The following is a 25,170-nucleotide window of genomic DNA, read 5'->3' on the forward strand; positions in this document are numbered from 1 at the left end:
GGCGGCTCGTCAGCCCTTCTTGATGTTGACGATGGTGTCGTTCCAGTTGAACTGGGCGTTGCTCTGGTACTGGGTGTAGTCCCAGGTCTGGTAACGCTCGTAGCTCGGCCACGGGTCGCCGACCATGATCGAGTTGTTCGTGGTGTCGTATCCGTAGATCACCTCGGCGTGGCCGCCGCCGGAGGTCCAGTAGATGCCGGTCAGGTTCAGGATTCCGGAGTTGACCTGGTTCTGGACCGAGTCGTAGCTGATCGGCCCGTTCGCGCTCTCCGCGTTGAACCCGGTGCCGATGAAGCCCTGCACGATCTCCGAGATCTGGCCGCCTTCGTTCGGGCAGTACCCGGACTGGGTGCCCTTGCCCGCCGCGCAGAAATCGGCCTGCGAGGCGGAGCCGCCCTGGGACTGCTCGATGCTGGAGCCGTCCGCGGCCCAGCACCACTGGTCGTTTTCCTGCACCTGCTGGTTGTACGAGAGCTGCTTCGAAGCGGGCAGCGCGGCGCGGTTCAGGTGCCCGCCGAGCGGCTGGACTTCGACCACCTTGGTGTGCGTGGCGGTCTTGATGAGGCCGTTCGGCTGGTTCGCGTCGTTGGTCGACTGGGCCAGCGCGGTGCCCGGCAGCAGCGCCACGGCAAGCGCGGCTGCCCCGGTCGCCACCGTAATCCGGACTGTCCGCCGGGTGGGTCGGTAATCCATCGAATCTCCTTGTGCCAGACGGGGAAGGGAGCTTGCCGGGGTGACCCGGCCGAGCATCACTGTGTTCTCGCCCGCTCCCGCAGAGCAACGGCTCCGGCACGCCGTGTGAGTGTTCACATCCGGTTCTGCGGGAAAACAACTGGCACCGCCGCGGTTTCGCTCATCGCGGCGACAGGTAATTCGCAATATTCACAGCGCGTTCACAACCGATGAATCGCGCCGGAGGGACTTTGGTCCACAAGGGACCCGGGGTTACGGCAGGCTTCGCCGGAGTGCGTCGCGCAGCAATTCCGGGGGTGTCGATTCCGGGTGCAGCACCGCTTGCATGGTCAGTCCGTCGAGCAGTGCGGAAAGCCGGACCGACTCGACGGTCAGGTCCAGTTTCCCGGAAAGCCTGCCGAGCGCGACGGCCTCGCGCAGGATCCGGGTGATCAGGTCGCGCAAGTACTGGTGCTGGGCGTCGGCGCTCGCGCGGAACGCCGGCCGGGTGCGGGCGGCGACGGTGAACGCCAGCCACGCGACGGCCTCGTCCCGGCGGTCGTCGTCGAGCGGGAGGAATTCGGCGAGCAGGTCTTCGACGAGCGTCCGGCGATCGGTGTCGGCTGCGAGGAGCCGGTCCGCGCGGACCGCCACGCGCTCGCCGATCCGGCGGCCGAGCTGGTCCATGGTGAAGATCATCATCGCCTCGTGGTCGGCGAAGTAGTGCCGGATCGATCCGATCGCGAGGCCTGCCTCCTTGGCCACGTTGCCGAGTGTCGCGCCCTCGACGCCGGAGCGGCGGACTACCCGCACCACGGCTTCGCTGACGGCCATCCGCCGGTCTTCCGGCACCACGATCTTCGGCATGGTTGCGTTTATAGCACGACGATGCCACGATGGATTTAGCATGACCGTGCTAAATGGGGTGAACGCTGGGGTCGTGAGTGCCTGCGCCGGTTCTCACCGGCGCGAACACGCACGAGGCCCAGCGCTCGGTGAAGGGGGTCCGCGATGAGCGGGTGGGTGCTCGTGAGTTTGGTCGTCGGCGTCGTGGTGATGCTGGTGTTCCGGATGCTCGGGGAGCCGTTGAACTGGCGGGACACCGTCGCGCCGCCGGTGGTGCTGATCGCCATCGGTGTCGTGGGGGTGGTCGGTTTCAAGGGGCTGACCAGCGCTGACGTGTGGTGGATTGTCGGCAGCTGCGTGGTCGGTCTCGCCTTCGGCGCGGCGCGCGGGGCGACGATCCGGCTGTATGCCAAGAAGGGCGCGCTGTGGCAGCGCTACCGCAAGTCGAGCCTCGCGCTGTTCGTGCTCGGTGTGGCCGTGTCGCTCGGATTCACTGTGCTGGCAGTGAAATTCGGCATGCACGAACAGGCGAGGCCGTATCAGCTCGCGATCGGGGTCAGCTTCGCGGGCGAGGCGCTGGTGCTCATCCCGCGCGGGCTGCGCTCGGACGTGCCGTTCGCCAAGGACAAGGAACGGCCGTGGGACAAGTGGCTGCAGTCCCGGGTCCGCTGACGGCTCAGGACAATTCGGCCTGTCGTCGTCGCAGTTCGTCGATGACCTGGTCGAACACGGCGCGGTGGGCTTCGAGCCGATCTAGGGTCAGGCTGATCGACTCCTGTACCTGCTCGACGTCCTCGGCGGCGATCTCGACGTGGTCCGCCCGTACGGCGGTGGTCGTCCCGACGGTCAGCGGACGGTCGACGCGGGGGAGGGGCCGTCCTTGCGGTTCCCGGTCGAGCCAGGACGCCATGTCCCGCATCTCGTCTTCGAGCCGCACCGTCCACGACTGCCGCCGCCGCTCCTCCCGTCCCGGATCGCGGCGTTCCCAGCCCGCGATGACCATGTCCGAGATGGCCCGGGCCGCGGTGGCGCACGCGACTTCCAAGCGGGGCAACGGATCCAGGCCGACCGTCGAGATCTCTTCCAGGATCGGTTCGCTCGCGGTCCACACCCCGTCGACGGTGTGGGTTTCGGCGACGTCGTGCGCGGTGGCGAGCAGGGCGCTGATCGCTTCACGCACCTTCGCCACGTCGGCTGGGTCGAGGTCCTCGTCGCCCAGGCGGTGCGGCGATCCGGCGCGCGGCGGGCGTTCCCCTGCTGGCCAGGAGCGTTTCCCGCCGCGCCGCCGGTAGTGCTGCTGCATCGCCTGTTTGGACCGGTTGCCGTACTCCGCCCCCAGCTGTTCCCAGGTCCAGCCGCGGTCGAGGGCCGATTCGATCAGCGTGACCTCCGCCCGGTCCAGGTCACCTCGGACGTCCGGGACCAGGTGCAACGCGCCTGCCGCGTCCTCGGCGCTGAGGTCTTCGCTGGGTTGGCGTCCGGATCTCGCCGCGCGCACCAGTTCGTCGAGGAAGGGGTTTCTGCGTTGCCGGAAGTATCGGGCGGCCATTTCCTGCACGGAGTCTGCCATGGTTGTCAACGTATACGTTGACGTGGGCACGCGTCAACTGATCTGTTGACGCGTGCGGTTTCACCAGGTCACGGGCAGCTCGTGAACGCCGTAGATGTTCATGCCGGTCCGCAGCGGCACCTCCTCCGGCGGGACCGCGAGCGCGAGCGCCGGGAAGCGGCGCAGCAGCCCGGCGAAACCCGCGCGCATTTCGATCCGGGCGAGCTGCTGGCCGAGGCATTGGTGCACGCCGTGCCCGAACGACAGATGCGTGCGCGCTTTCCGTTCGACATCGAGAGCCTCGCCGTCGGGAAAATGCGAAGGATCGCGGTTGGCGGCCAGCATCGAAATAAGAACGGTCGATCCCTTGCTGATCTTTTCGCCGCCGAGTTCGAGGTCTTCGGCCGCGTACCGGAAAAGGACGTCGACTACGGCGAGATAGCGCAGCAGTTCCTCGACCGCGCCGGGAATCAGGTCCGGATCGGCCCGCAGTGCCGCCATCTGCTCCGGGTTCTCCAGCAACGCGAAAGTGCCGAGCGCCAGCATGTTCGCGGTCGTTTCGTGCCCGGCGAGCAGCAGCAGGAACCCGATCCCGACGAGTTCCTCGATGCTCAGGTCGTCGTCGCGGGCCAGGTCGGACAGGATGTCCGAACCGGGTTCCGCACGCTTGCTCACCGCGAGTTCGCCGAGGTACGACGAGATCGCCGTCCAAGCGGCCATCTTGTCCTCGATGCTCTGGTCCCGGAGCATGATCTGCGAGGAATTCTTCTGGAACATTTCCCGGTCCGAATACGGCACCCCGAGCATTTCGCAGATCACCAGCGACGGCACCGGAAGCGCGAATTCCGTCACCAGATCGGCTGGTTTCGGGCATTCGGCGAGATGGTCGAGCTGCCGTTCGGAGATTTCGGCGATGTGCTCCTCGAGCCGTTTCATCCGGTTGACGGTGAACGTGCCGGTGAGCTTCCGGCGCAGCCGGCCGTGGTCCGGCGGGTCCATCGTGATGAACAGGCCGGGCGTCTGCGGCGACGGTTCGAACTCCTCCTGCGCTTCCGGCATGCTCGGCGTTTCATATGGCACGTGCACCGGGCCGAGGTCCTGGCGCGAGCTGAACCGCGGGTCGGCGAGCGCCTGGCGGACCGCGTCGTAGCCGGTGACCAGCCAGCCGTCGTGCCCGTCCGGGAACTTCAGCGGGCTCACCGGCCGGGACTCCCGCAGCCGGGTGATGGCGGACGGCGGGGCGAACGGGCCTGCGTCGCGCTCGAGCGGCAGGCCGGGTGGGCGTGTCATCGGAGATCCCCCTCTGTGTGGTGGTGCGACCAGCGTCACCGCCGCGGCTGATATCCGGCTGACACGGCGCTGTCTCGACTAACATCCGCGGACATGCCGGACACGCAGTACGAAGACCTGCTTCAGCACGTGCTCGACACGGGAGCCCGGAAGGGGGATCGCACCGGTACGGGCACCCGGTCGATTTTCGGGTACCAGCTGCGCTACCGGCTGGCCGACGGATTCCCGCTGATCACCACGAAAAAGGTGCACTTCCGCTCGATCGCGTACGAACTGCTGTGGTTCCTGCGCGGCGACTCGAACGTCACCTGGCTGCGTGACCACGGCGTCACGATCTGGGACGAATGGGCCGCTGAGGACGGCGACCTCGGCCCGGTCTACGGAGTCCAATGGCGGTCCTGGCCGACTCCTGACGGCGGGCATGTCGACCAGATCAGCGACGTCCTCCGCACTCTGCGCGAGAACCCGGATTCGCGGCGCATCATCGTGTCGGCGTGGAACGTCGGGGACATTCCGCAGATGGCGCTGCCACCGTGCCACGCGTTCTTCCAGTTCTACGTGGCCAACGGCGAGCTGTCCTGCCAGCTGTACCAGCGCAGCGCGGACCTCTTCCTCGGCGTCCCGTTCAACATCGCGAGCTACGCCCTGCTGACGCACATGATCGCCGACCAGGTCGGCCTGCGCGTCGGCGATTTCGTCTGGACCGGCGGCGACTGTCACATCTACGACAACCACGTCGACCAGGTGCGCAAGCAGCTCTCCCGGGACGCGCGGCCGTTCCCGTCGCTGAGCCTGAAGCCGGCCGAGAGCCTGTTCGACTACCGCTACGAGGACATCTCGCTGGAGGGCTACGACCCGCACCCCGGCATCAAGGCTCCGGTGGCCGTCTGATGATCGGACTCATCTGGGCACAGTCGGCGAACCGCGTCATCGGCCGCGACAACGCCTTGCCGTGGCACATTCCGGAGGACATGAAGCACTTCCGCACGGTGACCGCCGGCGCGACGGTGCTGATGGGCCGGCGCACGTGGGAGTCGCTGCCGGAACGCGTCCGGCCGCTGCCGGGACGGCGGAACCTGGTGGTGTCCCGCACGCCGCAAGAAGGCGCGGAGACGTTCCCCAGACTGGAGCAAGCGTTTGCGGCCGCCGACGGTGACGTGTGGGTGATGGGCGGCGCGCGGATCTACCAGGAGTCGCTGCCGTTCGCCGACCGGATCGAGGTGACCGAACTCCGCGAGTCCTTCGAGGGCGACGTCTACGCGCCGGAGATCGGCCGGGAACCGGACACCGTCGGGGAATGGCAGGAGTCCAAGAACGGACTGCACTTCCGGCACCTGAGCTGGGGCTCCGGAACCTCGTGAGCGGGGATGCCGGTTCTAACCGGCATCGGCACTCACGAGGCCGCAGTGCTCTGCGGGTTCGGGGTGTGCGCGGTCTTGCGCCCCAATGAGGTTTTCTCAGTAGTGGGCCTTGGGGAGGTCTGTGAAGGACTTCTCCGGGAGCGGGGAGCGGTGTGGCGTGGGTCGGCCGCGTCGCCGCAGCTGCCCGCGGCCCCGCGCCGCATGCCACCGCGCAGCCCTGCGGGGAGACCCCCGTTTGCGCGAGGTTCTCGCGTAGCGCGGCTGGCCTGACGCGTGATGCCGAGGTCTGTGAGGGGAACCCTGAGGGACTCTGAGTCCCTCAGGGTTCCCCTCACGGACTTTCGGCAGGAACGGAGCCACGCGACCAGGCTGGCCCCAGCCACCGCTGCAACGAACCCGCCACACACCGCACCACTGAGAAAACCCCAATGTGGCATTGGGTGCGTGGGACGCACCGAACGCCACATTGGGTGCATCTGACGCACCCAATGCCACATTGGGGCGCTCGCTACCCTAGGCAGCAACCGGTTCTAACCGGGATCGCCGCTCACGACACTGCGGCCCCGACGGTCAGCGTGTCCTCTCCCAGCGTCGCGACCGGCCCGAGCGGGACTGACAGCGGGGCGGTGCCGTGGCCGACGTCGATGCCGCCGAGCACCGGCACGTCCAGCGCGCCTAGCCGGTCGCGCAGCACGTCGAGCACGGTCCAGCCGCGGTCGGTGTAGTCCTCGAAACCGGGGAACCGGCCGAGCGCGACCCCGCGCAGGCCGCGCAGCGAACCGGATCGCATGAGGTGCGTCAGCTGCCGGTCGACCTGGCCGAGCCCGATCGCGCGCGGGGCTTCGAGGAAGAGGATCGCGCCGTCGAGGCTGGGCAGTCCGGCGCCGATGAACCCGATGACGGTGCCGAGGTGGCCGCCGACCAGGTTCCCCGTGGCGGTGCCGGGAAACGAGACCGCGGCAGTGAGCGAGTTCGGGTCGCGGTGCAGCGTCGTGGGTTCGGGCTCGAACAGCAGCCGCCGGGTCGATTCGGCGGAGCGCTCGCCGGCGAGGAAGCCGTGGATTCCGGCGATCCGGCAGTGCCGCCACAACGCGAGGTGCAGGTTGGTGATGTCACTGAACCCCATGAGCGGCTTGGGATCCGCGCGCACCGCCGCGAAATCGATCCCGTCCGCGATCCGGTACGCCCCGGCCCCGCCGCGAGTGGCGATGACCGCGCGTACGCCGGGATCGCGGTAGGCGTCGTTGAGATCGGCTAACCGGTCCTCGTCTAGCCCGGCGAGGTAGCCGTGCCGATCGAGGGCGTGCTTGCCGACTTCGACGGTCAGGCCCCAGTTTTCCAGCGTACGCACGGATTCCGCGAGCAGTTCGGCAGTTGGCCAGCTCGCCGGGGAGACGAGCCGGACCCGGTCTCCGCGGCGGAGCCGGGGCGGCAGCACGACGTCGGTCACCTGATCACCTTCGCAGATCGCGCGGGGTAGCGGTCACTGGCTGGCCGCTTCCTCTGCCAGCGTGGCGTTGCTCAGGAAAGGAAACCGGCAGATGCAGATGCGGCTTTTGGGACGGACCGGAATCAAGGTCAGCGCCTATTGCCTCGGCACGATGAAGTTCGGGCGGATCGGCAACCCCGATCACGGCGAGTGCGTCCGAATGGTGCACCGGGCGCTTGACGCGGGGATCAACTTCGTTGACACCGCTGACGTTTACGGGCCAGGCGGGGAGTCCGAGGAGATCCTCGGCGCGGCTTTGCGGGGCCGCCGCGACGACGTGGTGGTGGCCACGAAGGTCAACGGCTCGATGGGCCCGGGCCGCGGTGGAAGCTCCCGGCGCTGGATCGTCGCGGAAGTCGAACAGTCGTTGCGGCGCTTGCGAACTGACCACATCGATCTCTACCAGCTCCACCACCCCGACCCGGACACGGATCTGGAGGAAACCCTCTCCGCGCTGACCGACCTGCTGCGCAGCGGGAAGGTGCGCGCCGTCGGGTCCTCGAACTTCCCGGCGTCCGAGATCGTCGAAGCCCAGTGGGCGGCGCAACACGCGGGGCTCGCCCGGCTGCGGACCGAGCAGCCGACGTACTCGCTGCTCAACCGGGGGATCGAGAGCGAAATCCTGCCGGTGTGCGACCGGTACGGCATGGGGGTCCTGGTGTGGAGCCCGCTCGCGATGGGCCTGCTGACCGGCCGCTACCGGCCCGGCGGCGAGCAACTCCGGGAAGCGCAGCTGCGGTTCGTGCCACGGCACATGAGCGACGAGCGCAAACACGCGGCGGTCGAGCAGCTCGCGCGGGTCGCCGAGGAAGCCGGGCTTTCGCTGACGCACCTGGCGCTGGCGTTCGCGGTCAACCATCCGGCCGTGACGTCCGCGATCATCGGGCCTCGGACGTTGCCGCAGCTGGACGACCTGCTGGCTGGTGCCGACATCCGGCTGGACGACGATGTCCTGGACCGGATTGACGAGATCGTCGCGCCGGGGGCCGACGTGGGTCCGATCGACGTCTCGTACGTTCCGCCGTCGCTTACCGACCCGAGGCTCCGTCGCCGCGACTGACCCGGCCCCGAACCAGCGGCGACACGTAACCGGTCGCGACCAGCTCACCGTCGAACCAGGCGGTGAGCTTCGCGGCCTCCTGGTCCAACGCCCGCACCGCGGCCCGCGGCAACGGATCGATCGCCACGACCTCCACCGTCCCGTCCGGCCGCTGCGTCCACGTCCCGACGATCCGCCCGTTCCACCACGCCGTCGGGCCGGCGTTGCCCGCGCCGTCGAAGAGGTGCGGGCCGTGGTCGCCGAGGTAGAAGTCGCGGCGGCGCCAGCCCATGGTGGTCGGGTCGAGGGTCGGGAGGAGTGCCGCCCAGTCGCCGTCGAGGCGGATCTCGTCCTCGTCGTCGGGATGCAGCCACGCCGGGGTCCCGTCCTCCAGCAGGGCAGGCGTCGCGCCGGCGTCGTCCAGCGCCCGGCGGACCGCGGTTTTCGTCGCGCCGAGCCACCACACCAGGTCGTCCTCGGTCCCCGGCCCGAACGACCACAGCCACCGCCGCACCAGCTCCCGGTAGCCCTCCCGTTCGTCCAGCGCCCCCGGATCCTCGCCGAGCCACTGCTCAACCGCCGTCCACACTGGACGCGACGTCTGCCAGCGACCGGCGTTGTCCCCGCGTACGACCGAACCGCCCGCCGCGAGCACGGAGAGGACGCGCGAGCCCACCGGAGCGAGAACGGTGGGCCGTCCTTCAGCAGCGATCCGGGTGCTCAGTTCGGGGAGGCGGGCGCGTAGCTGCGCTGTGGTTCCGGGTACCTCGCGGATCGCGGCGAGTGCCTCGGCGCACCTGTCGGCAACCCAAGCCGGACCGTCGTCGATCCCGGCCAGTTCGGCGTCCTTGGCCAGCCGCGCGGCCATCTGCCGGACGACCCGGGCCGACGCGCTTCCCCTTGCCGCAGCGAACAAATCGACCGGAAACGCGAACACAGTCCGGCGCATCGCCAACTGCCGCACCACCGTGCGCCGCCCGAACAACGCGTCCGAAATAGACGCCCGGTCGGCGCGGGACCGGGCGTACGCGGACAGGTAGATGCTGCTGGCCTCGGTCGCGTGCAAGCACGTGACCGCGCGCACGGCGGCCTCCACTCCGGGCGCGGCGGTCGCCAGCGCGTGCCGCAGCCCGATGCGGTCTCGTCGTTCGTCGTCGGTCACCTTTCGCATGGTTTCGATCATGCCGGAAGTAGCGGCCACTGCCTGACCGCTACTGCTGCGAGTCTCGGTTCCAGCGCGGGAACGAGTCCGGCGCTGGAACCGAGGAGTCGAAATCATGGCAGTGCACGCCGTCGCCCACTTGAATTTCCGGGGCGAGGCCAGGGAGGCGCTCGAGTTCTACCGGTCGGTGTTCGGCGGGGAGATCCGCATCGCGACCTACGGCGACTTCGGGATGCCCAAGGACGCGCCCGGCGCGGACCACGTGGTGTTCGGTCAGGTCGCCGGCGAGAACGGATTCCAGGTGATGGCCTACGACGTTCCCGGCCTCGCCGCCGCCGCGCCGGTCGGCGAGACCACCCGCGAGAACGGGATGACCATCACGACGGAGAAGTTCTTCCTGTCCGTCGGCGGCGATTCCGTCGACGAGGTCGGCGAGTTCTGGAAGAAGCTGTCCGAGGACGCGACGGTGATCGAGCAGTTCGGCCCGTCGCAGTGGGCCCCGGGGTTCGGCATGCTCCGGGACCGCTTCGGCGTCACCTGGATCCTGCAGGTCGCCGCCTAGCCCGCCGGTCTGCGGCCGGAGTCCTGCGCCGGCCGCAGACCGGCTTTCACACCGGGCGCGGCGAGAGACCCTGCTCGAACGCGAGCACCCCACTCGGGTCGTACTTCGCCGCTACCGCCCGGAGCGTCCCGAGATTCACCCCGTAGTACGCGGTGGCCCAATCCTTCTGGTCGTCGTTGATGTAGTTGACGTACGCCCCGCCGGTGGCGAATTTCGCCAGCCGCGCCTGGACGTCGTTCACTTCGTGCTTCGCGGTCTCCCGGTCGACGCCCGGGTCCGCGCTGAGATAAACCTGCACGTCGCCGAAAACGCCGCGGTGCGTGAATGCGGTGTCGGTAGGCCGGACGTCGGAGACCGCCGCGTCGAGCGGGTTCACTTCCAGCGCGATCTTCGTCTCGCCGGTGACGAGCGCGCTCATCTGCGCCGGATCCGCTCTCCTCGTCAGAACCCGAGACGCGGCCATGAATCGGCGACGTCCCAGGTTTCCGGACCAGAAATTCATCGCACCCAGATAATCGGTCTCCTGGAAGCCGCTCACGGTGCCCTTGACTCCGGCCCGGCGTTCCAGGCCGGCGATGAGTTCGCGCGCCTGCTGCTCGCCGCCGAGGAGACAGCCGGGAACGCCCGCGGCCGGATGCGGGCCGCCGAGCACCGAGATGTTCGACCAGAATTCCCTTGGCGCGGCGGTGATCCAGTCCTGCCAGGCCCCGTAAACGTCGGTGCCGGATCCCTCGGGGAAGTTCACCACGAACACCGTGACCCGCGGCGGCGCGGGCACCGTGCGGAAGGTGAATTCCGTGGTGACGCCGAAGTTCCCGCCGCCTCCGCCGGTGAGCGCCCAGCCGAGGTCCGAGCCCGGGTCGACCGAACGCACTCGCAGGTCGCACGGCGTCACCACTTTCGCGCCGGCCAGGTGGTCGCAAGTCAACCCGTATTTCCGCATCAGCACGCCGATTCCGCCGCCGAGCGCGAGCCCGGCGATGCCGACCGAACCGCAGGTTCCGCCCGGCAGCGCGCGGCCTTCGGCGGCGAGCGCGTGATAGACGTCGATCAACCGGGTGCCGGGGCCGACGACCGCGGTGCCGTTCCGGCGGACCTCCACGCGGTTCATCAGCTTGAGGTCCGCGACCAATCCGTCGCCCGGAGTGGAATATGCGACATAACTGTGACCGCCGCTGCGGGCCGCGAACGTGATGTGGTTTTCCGCGGCGAACTCCAGGCATTTCCGGACGTCGTCGGTGTCGACGCACCGGGCGATCGCCGGCGGGTAGCGGTCGTCGTAAAGGATGTTGAACGGCGGCCGGATTTCCTCGTAGCCGGCGTGATTTCGCTGCAGCAGCGCGCCGTGCAGCCGCCTGCGCAACGCGGCCCAGTCCGGTTCCTTTCCGGCGGCCTCCGCAACGGTTCCGGCCCCGACCACGGCCGTGCCCGCGGCGACCGCGGACAACTGCAAAAGACGACGACGGCTCAACGTCATGGTCGACCCCTCCACGGCTCGGCGGCCCGCTGCCCGCGCTGCGGAAACCCGCCGGCGCCCGCCCGAGATTCCCCTTGTCCGACGGCGCCAGCATAGACTAATCTTTCCGAAATAGAAGACGTATCTACGGTATCTCGGAAATACGTGATTCGGGGGGTTGTCGGGTCGAGGTCGACCGGCCTTGGTCCACCATCGGATCAGGAGGTGCGGGCGTCATGAGCGCAGACAGCTCTCACTCGGACGGCTCCGGCTCGGCTGGTTCGGCCCCGCCTCGATCGGCGCGCCGGTCCGCGGTGCTGGCTTCCAGTATCGGCACGCTGCTCGAGTATTACGACTATTACCTGTTCGGCCTAGCCGCCGCTGTCGTGTTCCCGGCCGTCTTCTTCCCGTCCGCGGACCCGCTCACCGGACAGCTGTCGTCGTTCGCCACCTTCGCGGTCGGGTTCGTGCTGCGCCCGGTCGGCGGCGTCGTGATCGGCCACATCGCGGACCGGTTCGGCCGCAAGAAGGCCCTGATCCTCACCATCGTGCTGATGGGGATCGCCACGATTCTCATCGGCGCGCTGCCCGGATACCGCCAGATCGGTGTCGCGGCCCCGATTCTGCTCGTCATCCTGCGGTTGCTGCAGGGGTTTTCGACCGGCGGCGAAATGGGCGGCGCGATCTCGCTGGCCGTCGAGCACGCCCCGCCGCGCAAACGCGGTCTCTACGGCGCGCTGCTCCTTTCCGGGGCGGGCGTCGCGCTGCTCATTTCCTCCGGTTTGATGGCGTTGTTCGCGACGCTTCCCGATCGGGATTTCCTGGCCTGGGGCTGGCGGATCCCGTTCCTGCTGAGCTTCGTGCTGCTGGTCGCGGGCTTGGTCATCCGGCTGCGGGTCGGCGAAACGCCGGAGTTCGAACGCGCACGCAAGAATGATTCCGGTGCGCGCATTCCGCTGGTCTCCGTACTTCGTCGTCCGCGCAATTTGATCTACGGTGTTCTGTTCGGTTTCGCCAACAGCATCGGCGGCTACGTGATCACCACCTACGGCGCGTCGTACGTCAAAAAAGATCTCGGCATGCCCGCCTCGGTGGCACTCACCGCCACAATGGTCGCCGCCGGCGCACAGATCATTCTCGCGCCGACCTGGGGCGCATTGTCGGACCGGATCGGCCGGAAACCGGTGTTCCTCGGCGGCTGCGTCGGGCTCGCGGTGGTGATCTTCCCGGTGTTCTGGTTGTTCGAGACCAAGAACCCGGTGCTCGTGGCGGTCGCGATGGTGCTGGGCTTCTCGGTGTTCGTGATGGCGATGTCCGCGCTGTCCCAGACGATTCTGTCCGAGCTGTTCGACACCCGCTCGCGCGTCACCGGGGTCAACCTGGGATATCAGCTCACCGCGGTGTTCGGCGGCGGGTTCGCGCCGTACCTCAGCGCGTGGCTGGTCGGCGCGACCGGTGCGGTGTGGGGCGTCGGCATTTACGTGATCGCCGGCTGCGTGCTCAGCGCGGTCGCGATGCTGATGTTGCCCGAACGCTCCGGCCAGCCGTTGCCGGAGCCAGCTGCCGAGCCGAAAGCCGCGACGGTATGACCTTGCTGGGATATGTCAGCGACGAACGCTATCTGGCGTTGCCGGACGTGCTCGTGGAGATCGGCGGCCACGGGACCGCCCGCTCCACCGCGACCGGCGCGATCCACGCCGACGTCCCGCCCGGCGAGTACCGCGTAACCCTCGCCAAAGACGGCTACGGAGCCAAACACGTCGACGTCGCGCTCGGGTCCGGCGAACCGCACCAGTTCCGGCTGCTGTCCGACCGGATTTTCGGCTATGTCTGGCCGAAATGGGCCCGCAGCGGCGACGAGGGAGAGTTCCGGATCCACAGCCCCGAGCCGTACCGGCTGAGCCTGTGGCGGCACGGTGCCGAGGCCGAGGAGACGGCGCTGATCGGCTGGTTCGACGAACACGCGCCGCGCGCCACGGTGCAGGTGACGCCGGACGGCGACTACACGCGAACCGGCGTGCGGTTCAACGAAAAAGGCTACGTCGATCCGTCACACCGCCAGTACGTGACGGCTCCGGATCGCAGCGGCTTGTACTACTTTCACGTCGAAGGCGAATCCGGTGCCCGATTCTCGTTCCCTTGGGTGGTCGCGCCGCGCCAGCCGACGGCGCCGATCGCCGTAGTCGCCTCCACGAACACGTGGAACGCTTACAACAACTTCGGAGGCCGCAGCAATTACATCAACGCCGCCGGACTGCCTTCGGCGCCAGTTTTGGTGCCGCGCTTGGAAATTCCCCGCTACCTCGAATCAAGCTTCAGCGAACACGCGCTGCCCGACGACGCGTACCCGCCGCTGTCCTTTGAACGCCCGGAGCCGCTGAACCAGCTCAGCGCGGCCGACCAGCCGGAGGACCCGATCCGCGGCAGGCAGCCGTGCCACCTGGCCGCCGCGGAATGGCGACTGCTCAGCTGGCTGGAACGCAACGGCTACGAATACGACCTCTATTCCGACGCACACCTGCACGACGGCACCCTGCCGCTGGACAGTTACCGCGCGCTGGTCCTGAGCACCCATCCGGAATATTGGTCCCGCGAGATGTACTCCGCTGTCTACTCCTGGGTGCACGATCGCGGCGGAAAGCTGGCCAACTTCGGCGGCAATGTCGCCGACTGCGAAGTGGCTTTCGCCGCTGACGCGCTGCAATTCCGTACTCAGGCCATCGAATCCGGTCCGTATGAGAGCCGGATGCACCGCACGTTCCGGCCGACCTCAGAGCTGTTCGGCGTCGTGTTCACCAGCGCTGGTGCGATGACCGGAGCGCCGTACGAAGTGATCGACCCAAGCCACTGGGCTTTCCGCGGTACCGGACTGGACAAAGGGGACTTGTTCGGAGTCCGGAGCTTGCACGAACGATGCTCAGGCGGCGCTTCCGGGCACGAAACCGACAAGACCGGCCCGTACAGTCCACAAGGGACTCAGGTCCTCGCGCGCGGCGGCAACCCTGGTGCCGGCGGCGGTGAGATCGCTTGCTACGCCACGGCCAGCGGCGGCGAGGTCTTCTCGGTCGGTTCGATCACCTGGACGTCCGCGGTGCTGGTGGACGACGGCGTTTCCGCGGTGACCGCGAACGTGCTCGACCGGTTCATCGGACGCTCCTGAACCCGGCGGCGACGTCATCGGTCACCTCGACGCCGAGGCCAGGCGCGGCGCCGAGCCGGACCTTCTGGCCGTCGCTGTCCAACGGCGTCTTGAGGATGTCGCGCTCGTAATAGTGCGCGCCGATGATGTCGGAGGGAATCCGGGTCGACAGCCCCGGCGCGGCACACGCGGCGTGCAGCTGCGCCGCCGCGCCGATGCCCAGCTCCCCATTGGATCCGAGCACGACGTCCAGCCCGAATGCATTCGCGAGGTGCGCCATCGACACCACCCGCCCCGGCCCGCCCGCTTTGCCGATGTACAGGCTGACCGCGTCCGCCGCTTCGGCCCGGATCACGGATACGAGATCGTCCGTGCCGAACACGCTTTCATCAGCCACAATGGACAGTCCGCGTCCGCGCAGGTTCCGCATCCCAGCGAGGTCCCCGGGGGCCACCGGCTGCTCGAGAAACGCCGGGTCTTGGTCGCGCATCAATTCAATCGCCCGGGCCGCGTCGGCAGGCCGGTAGCCGCCGTTCGCGTCGAGACCGAGGAACGTGTCCTCCCCGACGAGCGCGCGGGCCTCTGCGAGCCGACGGGCGTCCTCTTCTGGCTCGAAGCCGATTTTCAGCTTATAGCTGCGAAATCCCGCCTCTGAAGCTGCGTGGTAGACGTCCTGGAGTCGTTGCCCGCTGCCGCTGAGGGAGCACTTCACCGGTACTTCAGTCCTTAATGGACCACCGAGGGCGGTTGCGAGCGGGACGCCGAGCGTGCGCGCGTACGCGTCCCACAACGCCGTCGAGATCCCTGCCTTGGTGAACGGTGCACCGGCCGCCGCTTCGTCCATCCGCCGTTCAAGATCGGCGACCGGGATAAGCGGCTGGCCGAGAATCGCAGGGGCGAGCGCTTTTCCGATGAGGTATTCCGCCGTGCCAGCGTCTTCGCCACTCCACTGAAGCGTCGCGCTGACCTCGCCCAGTCCCGTCGCTCCGTCCGAAGTGGTCACCCGGACCAGCAGGAAGTCGGAATGGTCATGGGTCCCACGGGCCCCGGCCACGACGAGTTCCGGCCGGACGACCGGACTGATCGCGACGACCTCGACGTCTTCGACCGTAATCACAGGAACTCCCGGAACTCCGCGAGAAACCGGTCGATCATCCGGACGTCCTCGGCGTCGAGCCGGTGTGCGGGCGCACGGCAGTACGGGCTGGCGAACAGCCCGCGGCGTACCGAAATCAGCTTCTCCGCGGCGATGATCCGCTCGGTGTCCAGCATCCAATACGAAATGTAGGGCAGCAGCCTGCGGTGCAACTCGTCCCCGCCCGCGTCGTCGCCGTTCTCGAACCGCCGCCAGATCTCCACGTAGATCTCGGTGAACGAACACCCCGGCTGCGTCCCGACCGCACCCCGCCGGATCGCGTCCGGCAGCTGCACCCCCGCGTATCCCTCGACCGCCGGAATCGGCGGATCCCCAGCGGCCAGTTCGGCGATCAACGGCCCCGGCGGGCTGGATTCGACCTTGACCAGTTGCAGATTGGCGTGCTTGGCCGCGATTTCGCGCAGGACGTCCGCATCAAGACTGGTGCCGGTTTCCGAAGGCGCGTACTGCAACACCACCGGAGTCGGCGCCACCGCGTCAAGCACCTCCCGAATATGCTTGACCAGCTCCTTTCTGGAGGGTTGCAAATAATGCGGCGGCAAAAGATTGATCAGATCGGCTCCCGCCGCCACCGCGTCTGCAGCCCGCTTCACCGCGAGCCGGGTCGCATGATCCTGCACCGCGACGATGGCCAGGACGTCCGCCCGCGGCGCGGTCTCCGTCAGCAAGATCTCGGTGAGGTTCTGCCTTTCGTCCTCCGCCAGTTTGTAGAACTCGGATGCGAACCCCGGGAACATCACGCTGCCGACCCCGGTCCCGAGCACATGCCGGACCACGCGCCGAAAGCCGGAAACGTCGATCTCGCCGTCGTCGGTAAAAGGCACTTCGAGAACGGGCGAGACTCCCCGGATCGGCGTCATCGCGGATTCCTCTCCAGCCCGAGTGCGGCGATCGCGTCCGCGTGAATGACTCGCTCGATCAGCTCAGGGGAAACCTTGGGCAACCTGGTGCCCTCGACGATGTCATTGACCCGCCGGATCCCCGCCATCGCTTCCGCGGTAGTGGCGATCGGAAAGTCCGAACCAAGGAGAAGCTTGTGCGGCACGCCCCACTCTTGCGCCGCGAGCAGCGATTCGTAACAGACCCAAGGCCGAAGATAGATCGAGGAGACGTCGGCGTACACGTGCGGATGCTTGCGGATGGTCACCACCGTTTCGCGCCCCCACGGATGTCCCATGTGCGCCATCACGATCCGAAGTTCCGGGAACTGCAACGCGACCTCGTCCGTCACCAGCGGATACGTATACCGCAGCGGCGCCTGCCGAATCGGCGACGCGCCCTGATGGAACAAGATCGGCAACCCGTTCCGCTCGCAGTATCCGTAAAAGTCCAACGCCGGCTGCGACAGCGGGTCGAAATTCTGATAGTTCGGCCCGAGCTTCACCCCGACCAGCCCGAGTTCACGACACCGATCAGCCTCGTCGAAGACGTCGGGCGCGGTCGGATTCACCGACATGAACCCGATCCGCCGCTCCGGATCAGCCGTCACGAACGCCGCCGTGGCCGTGTTGGTGTCGTCGGCCCGATACGGCAATCCCGTGGCCTCTTCGGGTTTCTCGACCGCGATGTTGAACACAATGGACAGATCAGCGGCCTCAGTGGCCTTGTCGTAGTCGTCCCAGGAATTCGTGGTCACCACGGCCCGGTCGGTGCGCCACCCCTCGTAAACGCGCCGCTCGTCCTCCGGCACCGCTGCCTGGTGGGTTGGAGTGTGCGTGTGCACGTCCACGATCATGGCTTCACAACACCTTCGCCAGCGCCACAAACCGGTCCGCGAGCCCGTTGGCGATCCTCTCGAACCACCTGGTGCCCCGGCTCTCCGTCGCTAACTCGGGCCGGTCGGTATACCCGTCAATCTCTCGCCAGACCTGTCCGGAATGGATGTCCACATCAGACACTCCCGTCCGCGGCGGCTTCTCCCGTGCGGCCGGTTCCTGAACCAGCTCCCCGCAGACCGCGAGCATCATCGAGGTCTCGAACTCGCCGGCATGTCCAGGAACAATGTCCTCGGGCTCGAGGACCCGCCAATAGTCGGTATGCGCCACAGCAAGCCCGTGCCGCGTCGAAGCAGCGCCCGCGAACGCATGGCAGACGCCGACATTGCCCCCGTGCCCGTTGACGACGACCATCCGCCGCCCGCCTTGGACCGCGATCGACCGAGCCAGATCGTCAAGCACGTGCAACAAGGTCTGCGCGGAGAGAGAAAGCGTTCCGTTGAAAGGCAAGTGATGATCAGACGCCCCGTACGGAATCGGCGGCGCAAGCAACAACGCCCGCTCGGCTCGCGGCGCCGCCACCTCAGCCGCGCGCTCGCACACGGCGGCCGCGAGAAACGCGTCAGTGCCAGTAGGCAAATGCGGCCCATGCTGCTCGGTCGCGCCGATCGGCACCAAGACGAGCGCTTCGGAAAGCACCCCGCGCACCACAGCGCGGTCGGCCTCCGCCCAGCGCAGCAGTGCGCCCACGACGTCTCCCCGATACTCCGGTTGGCCTATCTTCCGGTATTTCGTAGAAGTCTTCCTTATTCAGGAAGATAGTCGATCGGGGGAGGAGAAGCAATGCCGTTGACCAGGCGGCAAGAAGAGGCCCGGCCGCAGGCGAAGATGCGGACGGGCCCAGGATGTGCGGAAAAGGCTTACCGGTCAGTCGGATCCTTGAGCACCCGCAACGCGGGCTCCGACCCGTTGGCAGGCCGGGTGATGGCGAACAGCCGTTCGCCGTTCGCGGCCCACGCCAACCCTCGCGGTGCGAGGACGCCGTCGCTGGTCGCATCCAACGTGGCCACTGGCGCGCTGCCGCCGACCTTGTAGACGTAGACGTCGTCGCGCGGGTTGCGGACGCCGCCCGCGAGGTACTTGCCGTCCGCGGATGCCGCGACGGAGTTCGGATACTGCCCGGTGTGATACGCGCCGGCACGAGTGAGATCCTTGCTGTTGAAGGCTTCGACTGCGTCACGGGAGCCCGAGGCGGTGTAGATGGTGGCACCGTCCGGAGCGAGCGTGAGGTCGGCCAGGTCGCTGCCGACGACCGCGCCGGACGCGCGAGACTCGAGCTTGCCCGCGGCGACGGCATAGACGTAGACCGACGATTGGCTGAGTTCTGCTTGCCCCGCCACGAGCGGTCCAGTGTCCCCGGCCTGAGCCGCGACCAGCGGCGCGTGATGGAACCGGACGTTCACACCCTGCTGGTCGAGAGTGACCGCAGGCGGGACGGCGGCGGTGTCGAGCTTGCCGATGCCGCCGTTCCAGGATTCCTCGCACCCGTAGCCGAACCACACGACGTTTCCAGTGCGCGCGAGATGTGCCGGGCAGGTCTGGGCTCCGGTGGGGTAGCGAGCGGTTTCGGCGAGCGTGGCGGTGTCGATCGCCGACCTGACCGAGAAGATCACCCCTGAAGGCCGCAAATGGCTGTTCACCTACGACGACCGCGGAAACCTGGTCGCCGTCACCGATCCCAAGGGCAGCGGAGATCCCGCTTCCGGCCACTACACCACCTTGAGCAGCTATGACAGCTACGGCCAGCTGCTGACCGTCACTGACGCCAACAACAACACCACGACCTTCGGCGATTACGACCCCATCGGCTCGCCGCGCCGGATCACCGACGCCTACGGCCACGACACGCTGACCAAGTTCGACGCGACCGGAAACGTGCTGTCCACAATGGACGCGCGAAAGAAGGTCAGCGAGTACGCCTACGACCTCTTCGGCAGGCCGCTGTCGGCCAAGGTGCCCAAGGACGCCGACAAGGGCGACTTCATCTTCACCCCCGGCGCGCAATACGACTCGAACGACAATGTCGTCAAAACGACGGCAGCCAACGGCGCGGTCACCTCGGCCGCCTACCGGCCCACTGACGAGATCGCCGCGGTCAGCGCCCCCAAGGACGACGCCGGCGATCCCGACCGGACCACGACGTACGACTACGACAACGTCGGGAACCTGCTGCGGCAAACCGACCCGAAGGGCACTCTGACGCCCGACCCCGGCGACTTCACCACGACACGGGAATACGACCAGCTCAACCGGGTCATCGCCACCGTCGACGCCAGTGGCAACCGGGCCACGTACGACTACGACAACGTCGGCAACCTCACCACCGTGGTCGACCCGCGCAAGACCGCGACGCACGACCCCAAGGCGTACACGACGAAGTACGCCTACGACCTGAACCACCGCGTCAAGACGGTCACCGACGCCGCGGGCTTCACCACCGGCCGGAAGTACGACCGAGACGGCAATATCGTCGAGGCTACCGACGCCGAGCAAAACACCTCAGTGCTCAAACTCGATGCCCGCGCCATGGTCGAGGAGCAGTGGGTGCCGCGCGCGAAGGACGCGTCAGGCAATCCCGTCTACCGCAAGACCCGCTTCGAGTACGACGAGGTCGGCAATAAAACCAAGGTCATTTCCCCGCGCGGCACCGAGATCGCGGGCAACACCGACAACTTCGCCGCCGTCACCGTTTACGACAAGCTGAACCGTCCGATCGAACAGCAGACCCCGTTCGACGTCAACGACGAACGCGTCAAGACGCCGGACAAGACGACCTACACCTACGACGAGGTCGGCCGGCTCACCGAAGTCAGCGCGCCGCCGTCCAACGGCCAGAACTTCCGCAACGTCACCCGCACCAGCTACTTCGACACCGGCTGGCTTCGCTCCAGCGTCGACCCGTGGAACATCACCACCACTTACGACTACGACCAGCTCGGCAAGCAGACCGCCCGCACCCTCACCGCGGCCGGCGGATCCATGAGCCGCACCATGGCGTGGTCGTTCTACCCAGACGGAAAGCTGAAGTCGCGCTCCGACGACGGCGTCCCGATCGGCCGGGACGTGCGGGTGATCGACAACAGCGACCCCGCCGCCATCGTCACCGGCACCTGGGGCACCGGCGGAGCCGACCCGAACCCCGACTACGAAGGGTTCGACTACCGGCGGCACAACCCCGGCACCGGCACCGACACGGTCGCCTGGAACCTCGACGCGCCGCGCACCGGGACGTACGAGATCTTCGTCCGCTATCCCAAGGCCGCCACCGCCACCAACGCCACCTACACCATCGATCACGACGGCGGCAGCACGACCAAGACCGTCGACCAGACCCAGCAACCCGGCCAGTGGGTCAGCCTCGGCTCGTACGGTCTCACCGAAGGCCAGCCGCGCAAGGTCACGCTGTCGGACAAGGCGAACGGCGTCGTAGCCGCGGACGCGGTGAAGATCGTCCGCGACGGCAGCGGCGAAACCGGTCCGGCCCAGCAGAAAACGTTCGGCTACCGCTACGACCCGAACAACAATCTGGTCGACATCACCGATTCGAGCCCGAATGCCAAGATCGACAACTACGCGATCGCGTACAACGGGCTGAACCAGATCCAGCAGGTCCAGGAAAAGCTCAAGGGCGCCGTAGCCAAGACCACCAGCTACAGCTACGACCCCAACGGCAACCCGAAGACCCGCGACCACGACGACCAGCACTCGGTCTACGAGTACGACGTCCGCGACCTGGTCGAGAAGGCCACCAACACCGACACCGGCGGCACCCCGCAGAACACGACCTACACCTACACGCCCCGAGCCCAGAAACTGCTCGAAACCAAGGCGAACGGCAACCAACTCCAGTCCGAGTACTTCCCGGACGGCGCACTGCGGCACGAGGTCGAACGCAAGCCCGACGGCACGATCGTCAGCGAACACACCCGCGACTACGACGCCAACGGCAACCCCGCGCACGACACGCAACACACGATGAACGCGGACAACCACGGCGCTTACCTGGACAACACCCGCACGTTCGCTTACGACCCACGGGACCGGCTCCGCTCATCGACCAAGACCGAGCCTTCGGGTGCCACCCTCGGTGTCGAGAAGTACCTGCACGACGCGAACAACAACGTCATCGAGCAGACGATCGACGGGAAGACCACCAAGTACACCTACGACCGCAACCGGCTGGTCACGTCGTCGATCGACAAGAACACCAGCACTCATACCTACGACCCGTTCGGCCGCCTGGACAACGTGACTGTCGACGGGACGTTGCTGGAGAAATACCGGTACGACGGGTTCGACCGGATCGCGGAGTACCAGAAGCTTAAGGAAGGCAGCGCGACTGAGCGGGTCACGACGACGTATGCGTACGACCCGTTGGACCGGACGCTCGCCAAGACCGAGGGCGGTAAGACCACTGATTTCGCTTATCTCGGTCTGTCTTCCAATGTCTTGAACGAGAAGCTTGCCGGGAAGCTGGACAAGTCTTACCAGTACAGCCCCAATGGGCAGCGGCTGTCGCAGACCAAGCAGACCGGTGACGGTGGCAAGGAGACGACTCAGTACGGGTATAACCCGCATACGGACGTCGAGACTCTTACTACGGATAAGGGCGATACGAAGGCGACTTACGGTTATACGGCTTACGGGAGTGACGACAAGCAGTCGTTTACCGGGATTGACAAGCCTAAGCCGCAGGATCCTTCGGCGCAGGCTTACAACCTGTATCGGTTCAACGGGAAGCGCTACGACCCGGTTACTCGTAACTACGACATGGGGTTCCGGCACTACAGCCCTGGTCGCAACACCTTCCTGACGCGTGACTCGTACAACGGGGCTGTCGATGACCTCGGGCTGTCGGCTGATCCTTGGACTGGCAACCGGTACGCCTTCACTGGTGGCAACCCTATTGGTCGGGTGGAAATTGACGGCCATAAACCCTGCGGAAGCGCCAGTGACTGTCAGCAGTACGACCAGTATCTGCAGCAGACCAACCAGTACTACGACGCTTCCGGTGTGGAAAAGCCGCAGACGCCAGCCATGCGGAAAAATCAAGAAGACTATCAGGCGGAGAGCAAGAAGGGAAGGCATGTCGTTTTTCCTGGGGGGACTGAATATCAGAGGACTGCTGACCAGGTGTTCATTAACGGCGTGGAACTGCCGATCACTGATGTTTCTCCTGATTTTGAGGTTTTGGCGGGGCAGTTGGACGACTGGGTTCGCAACAATAGCGTTTGGGGGAAGACTGCGAGACGGCAAGCTGACCTAGGGATGGCTCGGATCGGAAGTCTGACTGGCGAGGCCACGATGAGCGCACTGCGTTCTATTTGCGCTCAGTCGTGTGACCGGTCATATCTTTTGAATATTTCCGCTGACCAGCTATATGACTCCTTGGCCGGTGAGGGTGCTGGCCTGGCTGCTGGCGCGGTCGGGGCAGCAAAGGCAATAGCAAAAGTTCCTTGGATAACTGGTAAGCTGCCCGCGGCAGAGGAGAAGGCTTTGTCTGATACGTTGGGCCATATTGACATGAAGACGACACCTGCGGGCGCGACCGCTGTCAAGTGGGGAACTCCGTTCAAAAATTGGAAAAAAGACCTACCTGGAGGTGTTGGTGCGGACTCGCCCTATCTGGAGTATCGAGTGGCTGCACCGCCTGGCGTGAAACAACCCGGCCCGCTTCGTGTCGTGCAAAACTCGCAGGCCGGTGAAACATACTACACGTGGACTCATTACGGCGACGGCGGTGCCACTCCGGCGTTCGTCAGGATCCGGTGATGAAAATGAATATCCGAACAGGCGTTACCCATATTGATTCAGTAAGGGTGAACGTCGTCGACCTGATTTCAGGGGAAGCGGATGGTCGGGTATTCATCTTGAATACTGGGCCAGGACGTGGCTCTGCCCCATTTTTCGATGCCGTGCGCGCAGTGTTTCCCTTGAATCCGCCGGTGGTGGGTTCAAATAGTTGGGATTCCTTGTCGGATTCACTCTGGCAGGGGCTGTTCGAGCTCCAGGCCAGCCGAATTATTGTTTGGTGGGAGGATGCTCGTCTATTTAAAAAAAATAACCCTTCCGAGTATGAGATTGCCCTGGGGATCCTGAGCGACATCTCAGGTTCGCTCGCTGACTCTCGCGCAACGCAAGGGCGGGTGAAGCGTGTGTCAATACTTGTGTCCAGTAATTAGTCGACCTGCTCGAAAAGTGGTTTATGAAATGCTCAATTTGGTCTTATTTATGCTTGCCGAACGGTGATTGGCAGGTGGTGGGCGGTGGCATCGGTTGTCGATATGTAGCCGATGTCAAGGAGGTGTCTAGTGTAAACGCTCACAACACAAAACCCAGTCGTCGCGAGACCTCCTGCCCCACCTGCACCACACCCCGCACCGCGGCCTTCCGCTTCTCCCCAACCAACTGCCGCGCAAACCCCGTCACCCCAACGGCCCCAGCGACAGCACCCTCGGCGTCGAAGAACGGTGCAGCAAGGCAAGCGATCTCAGCCTGTTCCTCCTCGCTCTCAATCGCATACCCATCCGCCCGCACCTTCGCCAGCAAGGCCAGAAACTGACCCGCATCCGGCGCAGCAGCCTTCGGCCCAGCCCCGAGCGAAAGACGGGACAACAACGGCTTCAACTCAGCCTCCGACAGATGCGCAGCGATTGCCCGCCCCAACGCAGTCAGGTCGAACGGAGCAACCTTCCCCCGATAAGTATCGAACTGAACAAACCCAGGCGTAGAAGCCTTAGCCACATAAACGACCGAAGCATCCTCCAAGATCCCCACATGCGCAGGCATCCCCAGGCTCTCCGCGAGACGCCGCAGGTCGGCCTGGACGATGGACGGCAGGTCGACCTTCCGGACCAACTCGATGGCCAGCCCATAGAGACGCAGCGTGGGGCGCCAGAAATGGCTCCGGCCGACGACCCGCCGAACGGCATACCCCCGCTGCTCCAGCGTGTAAGCGATAGAGGCGCAGGTGGCGAGCGGCACCCCGGCAGCCTTGGCGAGTGCGGTCAGCGTCAGCGGTTCCTCGGCCCGTACGAGGGCTTCCAGCACGGTCAGCGTCCGGTCCGCGGCCGGCGACGCTGCTTTGCCCGGTGCGTCGCTCATGGCATCAACCTTTCGGATACCTGTACTCATCTTCGGAACACGGTAGCGTCCGGTCAGCCGGCTGGCTCGATGCGCTCGATCGTCTGTTCGGCCCAGGACCGGATGGCGTCGGCCTGTGAGGGGGTCAGCTCGTCCAGGAAGTGGCGGCGGATGTTATTGCCGTGGACCACCAAGGCGTCCTGAATGATCGACCGGCCGTGTGCGGTGAGGCTGATTCCGGTGCGCCGGCCGCTGGGGCCGCTGCGAGTCGGGGTGACCAGGTCGCGCGACTCCATCCTCGTCAGCTGGTGCGAGACCCGGCTCTTCTCCCAGCCGAGGGACTCGACCAAGTCGGCGACGCGCGCCTCGTGGCCGGGGGTGCGCCACAGGGTCACGAGGACGCTGAACTCGGCCTTCGAAATGCCGCAGTCACGCTGCAGTCCGCGGTCCAGCTCGCGGGTGAGCAGGCGTTGGGCGCGCACCCAGGCGTTCCACAGCTCCCAGTCGTCGGGCGTCATGGGCAGAGAGCGTACCTCGGCAGTTGACTCATCAACTCAACCCGCCCCTAGAGTTGATGCATCAACTTTGGGG

Annotated in this window: 23 protein-coding genes; 9 read left to right on the forward strand and 14 right to left on the reverse strand. The window is 66.4% G+C overall.

Translation table 11 applies throughout. The features are described 5' to 3' along the window. Positions 1–9: 9 nt before the first annotated feature. Positions 10–693 carry a papain-like cysteine protease family protein gene (locus tag ABD156_RS12865; RefSeq protein ID WP_344271287.1) on the reverse strand — a complete coding sequence of 228 codons (684 nt, stop codon included), beginning with the start codon at positions 691–693 and terminating at the stop codon, positions 10–12. 252 nt (positions 694–945) lie between these two features. Beyond that, positions 946–1,539, reverse strand: a complete 594-nt coding sequence (locus ABD156_RS12870) for a TetR/AcrR family transcriptional regulator (RefSeq protein ID WP_344271290.1) — start codon at positions 1,537–1,539, stop codon at positions 946–948. A 144-nt stretch (positions 1,540–1,683) separates the two neighbouring features. Between ABD156_RS12870 and ABD156_RS12875 the strand changes: the two genes are divergently transcribed. Further along, entirely contained in the window at positions 1,684–2,190 is a 507-nt protein-coding gene (locus ABD156_RS12875) for a DUF1453 domain-containing protein (protein ID WP_344271293.1), read from the forward strand. 4 nt (positions 2,191–2,194) lie between these two features. On the opposite strand, the gene ABD156_RS12880 is transcribed toward ABD156_RS12875, so the two are convergent. Beyond that, positions 2,195–3,088 carry a hypothetical protein gene (locus ABD156_RS12880; RefSeq protein ID WP_344271296.1) on the reverse strand — a complete coding sequence of 298 codons (894 nt, stop codon included), beginning with the start codon at positions 3,086–3,088 and terminating at the stop codon, positions 2,195–2,197. Positions 3,089–3,148: 60 nt separating this feature from the next. Beyond that, the gene (locus tag ABD156_RS12885; protein WP_344271299.1) at positions 3,149–4,357 is read right to left on the reverse strand and encodes a cytochrome P450; all 1,209 of its coding nucleotides are present in this window, start codon (positions 4,355–4,357) and stop codon (positions 3,149–3,151) included. A gap of 93 nt (positions 4,358–4,450) precedes the next feature. On the opposite strand from ABD156_RS12885, the gene ABD156_RS12890 reads away from it, so the two are divergent. Further along, on the forward strand, positions 4,451–5,248 hold the full coding sequence (locus tag ABD156_RS12890) for a thymidylate synthase (RefSeq protein WP_344271302.1): 798 nt from the start codon (positions 4,451–4,453) through the stop codon (positions 5,246–5,248). Further along, the gene (locus ABD156_RS12895; RefSeq protein ID WP_344271305.1) at positions 5,248–5,718 is read left to right on the forward strand and encodes a dihydrofolate reductase; all 471 of its coding nucleotides are present in this window, start codon (positions 5,248–5,250) and stop codon (positions 5,716–5,718) included. The genes ABD156_RS12890 and ABD156_RS12895 overlap by 1 nt, the downstream gene beginning before the upstream one ends. A 547-nt stretch (positions 5,719–6,265) precedes the next feature. On the opposite strand, the gene ABD156_RS12900 is transcribed toward ABD156_RS12895, so the two are convergent. Then, entirely contained in the window at positions 6,266–7,168 is a 903-nt protein-coding gene (locus tag ABD156_RS12900; protein WP_344271308.1) for a S66 peptidase family protein, read from the reverse strand. A gap of 91 nt (positions 7,169–7,259) precedes the next feature. On the opposite strand from ABD156_RS12900, the gene ABD156_RS12905 reads away from it, so the two are divergent. Then, complete coding sequence (locus ABD156_RS12905) at positions 7,260–8,267, forward strand: aldo/keto reductase (protein WP_344271310.1); 1,008 nt, start codon at positions 7,260–7,262, stop codon at positions 8,265–8,267. Here the strand turns inward: ABD156_RS12905 and ABD156_RS12910 are convergent. Continuing rightward, the gene (locus ABD156_RS12910; protein WP_344271312.1) at positions 8,236–9,417 is read right to left on the reverse strand and encodes a winged helix DNA-binding domain-containing protein; all 1,182 of its coding nucleotides are present in this window, start codon (positions 9,415–9,417) and stop codon (positions 8,236–8,238) included. The genes ABD156_RS12905 and ABD156_RS12910 overlap by 32 nt on opposite strands. 106 nt (positions 9,418–9,523) lie before the next feature. On the opposite strand from ABD156_RS12910, the gene ABD156_RS12915 reads away from it, so the two are divergent. After that, positions 9,524–9,970 carry a VOC family protein gene (locus ABD156_RS12915; RefSeq protein ID WP_344271314.1) on the forward strand — a complete coding sequence of 149 codons (447 nt, stop codon included), beginning with the start codon at positions 9,524–9,526 and terminating at the stop codon, positions 9,968–9,970. A gap of 46 nt (positions 9,971–10,016) precedes the next feature. Here ABD156_RS12915 and ABD156_RS12920 read toward each other — a convergent pair whose 3' ends face one another. After that, positions 10,017–11,447 (reverse strand): FAD-binding oxidoreductase, encoded by a 1,431-nt coding sequence (locus ABD156_RS12920; RefSeq protein WP_344271316.1) that lies wholly within the window; start codon positions 11,445–11,447, stop codon positions 10,017–10,019. Positions 11,448–11,662: 215 nt separating this feature from the next. Between ABD156_RS12920 and ABD156_RS12925 the strand changes: the two genes are divergently transcribed. Together ABD156_RS12925 and ABD156_RS12930 are read left to right on the forward strand one after the other, a co-directional pair. Then, positions 11,663–13,015 carry an MFS transporter gene (locus ABD156_RS12925; protein WP_344271318.1) on the forward strand — a complete coding sequence of 451 codons (1,353 nt, stop codon included), beginning with the start codon at positions 11,663–11,665 and terminating at the stop codon, positions 13,013–13,015. Then, positions 13,012–14,586: a N,N-dimethylformamidase beta subunit family domain-containing protein gene (locus tag ABD156_RS12930; RefSeq protein ID WP_344271319.1), complete on the forward strand. Its 1,575-nt coding sequence runs from the start codon at positions 13,012–13,014 to the stop codon at positions 14,584–14,586. Before ABD156_RS12925 ends, ABD156_RS12930 begins: the two co-directional genes overlap by 4 nt. Here the strand turns inward: ABD156_RS12930 and ABD156_RS12935 are convergent. From ABD156_RS12935 to ABD156_RS12955, 5 genes are all read right to left on the reverse strand, one after another. Beyond that, positions 14,570–15,682: a mandelate racemase/muconate lactonizing enzyme family protein gene (locus tag ABD156_RS12935; RefSeq protein WP_344271320.1), complete on the reverse strand. Its 1,113-nt coding sequence runs from the start codon at positions 15,680–15,682 to the stop codon at positions 14,570–14,572. The genes ABD156_RS12930 and ABD156_RS12935 overlap by 17 nt on opposite strands. After that, complete coding sequence (locus tag ABD156_RS12940; RefSeq protein ID WP_344271321.1) at positions 15,679–16,581, reverse strand: dihydrodipicolinate synthase family protein; 903 nt, start codon at positions 16,579–16,581, stop codon at positions 15,679–15,681. Before ABD156_RS12940 ends, ABD156_RS12935 begins: the two co-directional genes overlap by 4 nt. After that, entirely contained in the window at positions 16,578–17,456 is an 879-nt protein-coding gene (locus ABD156_RS12945; RefSeq protein WP_344271322.1) for an amidohydrolase family protein, read from the reverse strand. The genes ABD156_RS12940 and ABD156_RS12945 overlap by 4 nt, the downstream gene beginning before the upstream one ends. A gap of 4 nt (positions 17,457–17,460) precedes the next feature. After that, positions 17,461–18,186, reverse strand: coding sequence for a creatininase family protein (locus ABD156_RS12950; protein WP_344271323.1), 726 nt, complete (start codon positions 18,184–18,186; stop codon positions 17,461–17,463). A 170-nt stretch (positions 18,187–18,356) separates the two neighbouring features. Then, positions 18,357–19,109, reverse strand: coding sequence for a YncE family protein (locus ABD156_RS12955; RefSeq protein ID WP_344271325.1), 753 nt, complete (start codon positions 19,107–19,109; stop codon positions 18,357–18,359). On the opposite strand from ABD156_RS12955, the gene ABD156_RS12960 reads away from it, so the two are divergent. Both ABD156_RS12960 and ABD156_RS12965 read left to right on the forward strand, forming a co-directional pair. Next, a complete protein-coding gene (locus tag ABD156_RS12960) occupies positions 19,078–23,268 on the forward strand; it encodes a golvesin C-terminal-like domain-containing protein (RefSeq protein ID WP_344271327.1) in 4,191 nt (1,396 codons plus the stop codon). The genes ABD156_RS12955 and ABD156_RS12960 overlap by 32 nt on opposite strands. Next, entirely contained in the window at positions 23,268–23,678 is a 411-nt protein-coding gene (locus tag ABD156_RS12965) for a barstar family protein (protein ID WP_344271329.1), read from the forward strand. The genes ABD156_RS12960 and ABD156_RS12965 overlap by 1 nt, the downstream gene beginning before the upstream one ends. A gap of 139 nt (positions 23,679–23,817) precedes the next feature. On the opposite strand, the gene ABD156_RS12970 is transcribed toward ABD156_RS12965, so the two are convergent. Next, entirely contained in the window at positions 23,818–24,600 is a 783-nt protein-coding gene (locus ABD156_RS12970) for an IclR family transcriptional regulator (RefSeq protein ID WP_344271331.1), read from the reverse strand. A gap of 53 nt (positions 24,601–24,653) precedes the next feature. Beyond that, the gene (locus tag ABD156_RS12975) at positions 24,654–25,097 is read right to left on the reverse strand and encodes a MarR family winged helix-turn-helix transcriptional regulator (protein ID WP_344271333.1); all 444 of its coding nucleotides are present in this window, start codon (positions 25,095–25,097) and stop codon (positions 24,654–24,656) included. Positions 25,098–25,170 lie beyond the last annotated feature (73 nt).

It is taken from the genome of Amycolatopsis albidoflavus, assembly GCF_039525725.1.
Classification (GTDB): Bacteria; Actinomycetota; Actinomycetes; order Mycobacteriales; family Pseudonocardiaceae; genus Amycolatopsis; species Amycolatopsis albidoflava.

Bases quoted from the DNA above. Each gene is read 5' to 3' on its own strand.
- ABD156_RS12910 (WP_344271312.1), bottom strand. From the start codon at position 9,417: ATGCGAAAGGTGACCGACGACGAACGACGAGACCGCATCGGGCTGCGG.
- ABD156_RS12875 (WP_344271293.1), top strand. From the start codon at position 1,684: ATGAGCGGGTGGGTGCTCGTGAGTTTGGTCGTCGGCGTCGTGGTGATG.
- ABD156_RS12945 (WP_344271322.1), bottom strand. From the start codon at position 17,456: ATGATCGTGGACGTGCACACGCACACTCCAACCCACCAGGCAGCGGTG.
- ABD156_RS12905 (WP_344271310.1), top strand. From the start codon at position 7,260: ATGCAGATGCGGCTTTTGGGACGGACCGGAATCAAGGTCAGCGCCTAT.
- ABD156_RS12975 (WP_344271333.1), bottom strand. From the start codon at position 25,097: ATGACGCCCGACGACTGGGAGCTGTGGAACGCCTGGGTGCGCGCCCAA.
- ABD156_RS12970 (WP_344271331.1), bottom strand. From the start codon at position 24,600: ATGAGCGACGCACCGGGCAAAGCAGCGTCGCCGGCCGCGGACCGGACG.
- ABD156_RS12865 (WP_344271287.1), bottom strand. From the start codon at position 693: ATGGATTACCGACCCACCCGGCGGACAGTCCGGATTACGGTGGCGACC.
- ABD156_RS12965 (WP_344271329.1), top strand. From the start codon at position 23,268: ATGAAAATGAATATCCGAACAGGCGTTACCCATATTGATTCAGTAAGG.
- ABD156_RS12940 (WP_344271321.1), bottom strand. From the start codon at position 16,581: ATGACGCCGATCCGGGGAGTCTCGCCCGTTCTCGAAGTGCCTTTTACC.
- ABD156_RS12885 (WP_344271299.1), bottom strand. From the start codon at position 4,357: ATGACACGCCCACCCGGCCTGCCGCTCGAGCGCGACGCAGGCCCGTTC.
- ABD156_RS12890 (WP_344271302.1), top strand. From the start codon at position 4,451: ATGCCGGACACGCAGTACGAAGACCTGCTTCAGCACGTGCTCGACACG.
- ABD156_RS12925 (WP_344271318.1), top strand. From the start codon at position 11,663: ATGAGCGCAGACAGCTCTCACTCGGACGGCTCCGGCTCGGCTGGTTCG.
- ABD156_RS12895 (WP_344271305.1), top strand. From the start codon at position 5,248: ATGATCGGACTCATCTGGGCACAGTCGGCGAACCGCGTCATCGGCCGC.
- ABD156_RS12930 (WP_344271319.1), top strand. From the start codon at position 13,012: ATGACCTTGCTGGGATATGTCAGCGACGAACGCTATCTGGCGTTGCCG.
- ABD156_RS12880 (WP_344271296.1), bottom strand. From the start codon at position 3,088: ATGGCAGACTCCGTGCAGGAAATGGCCGCCCGATACTTCCGGCAACGC.
- ABD156_RS12920 (WP_344271316.1), bottom strand. From the start codon at position 11,447: ATGACGTTGAGCCGTCGTCGTCTTTTGCAGTTGTCCGCGGTCGCCGCG.
- ABD156_RS12915 (WP_344271314.1), top strand. From the start codon at position 9,524: ATGGCAGTGCACGCCGTCGCCCACTTGAATTTCCGGGGCGAGGCCAGG.
- ABD156_RS12870 (WP_344271290.1), bottom strand. From the start codon at position 1,539: ATGCCGAAGATCGTGGTGCCGGAAGACCGGCGGATGGCCGTCAGCGAA.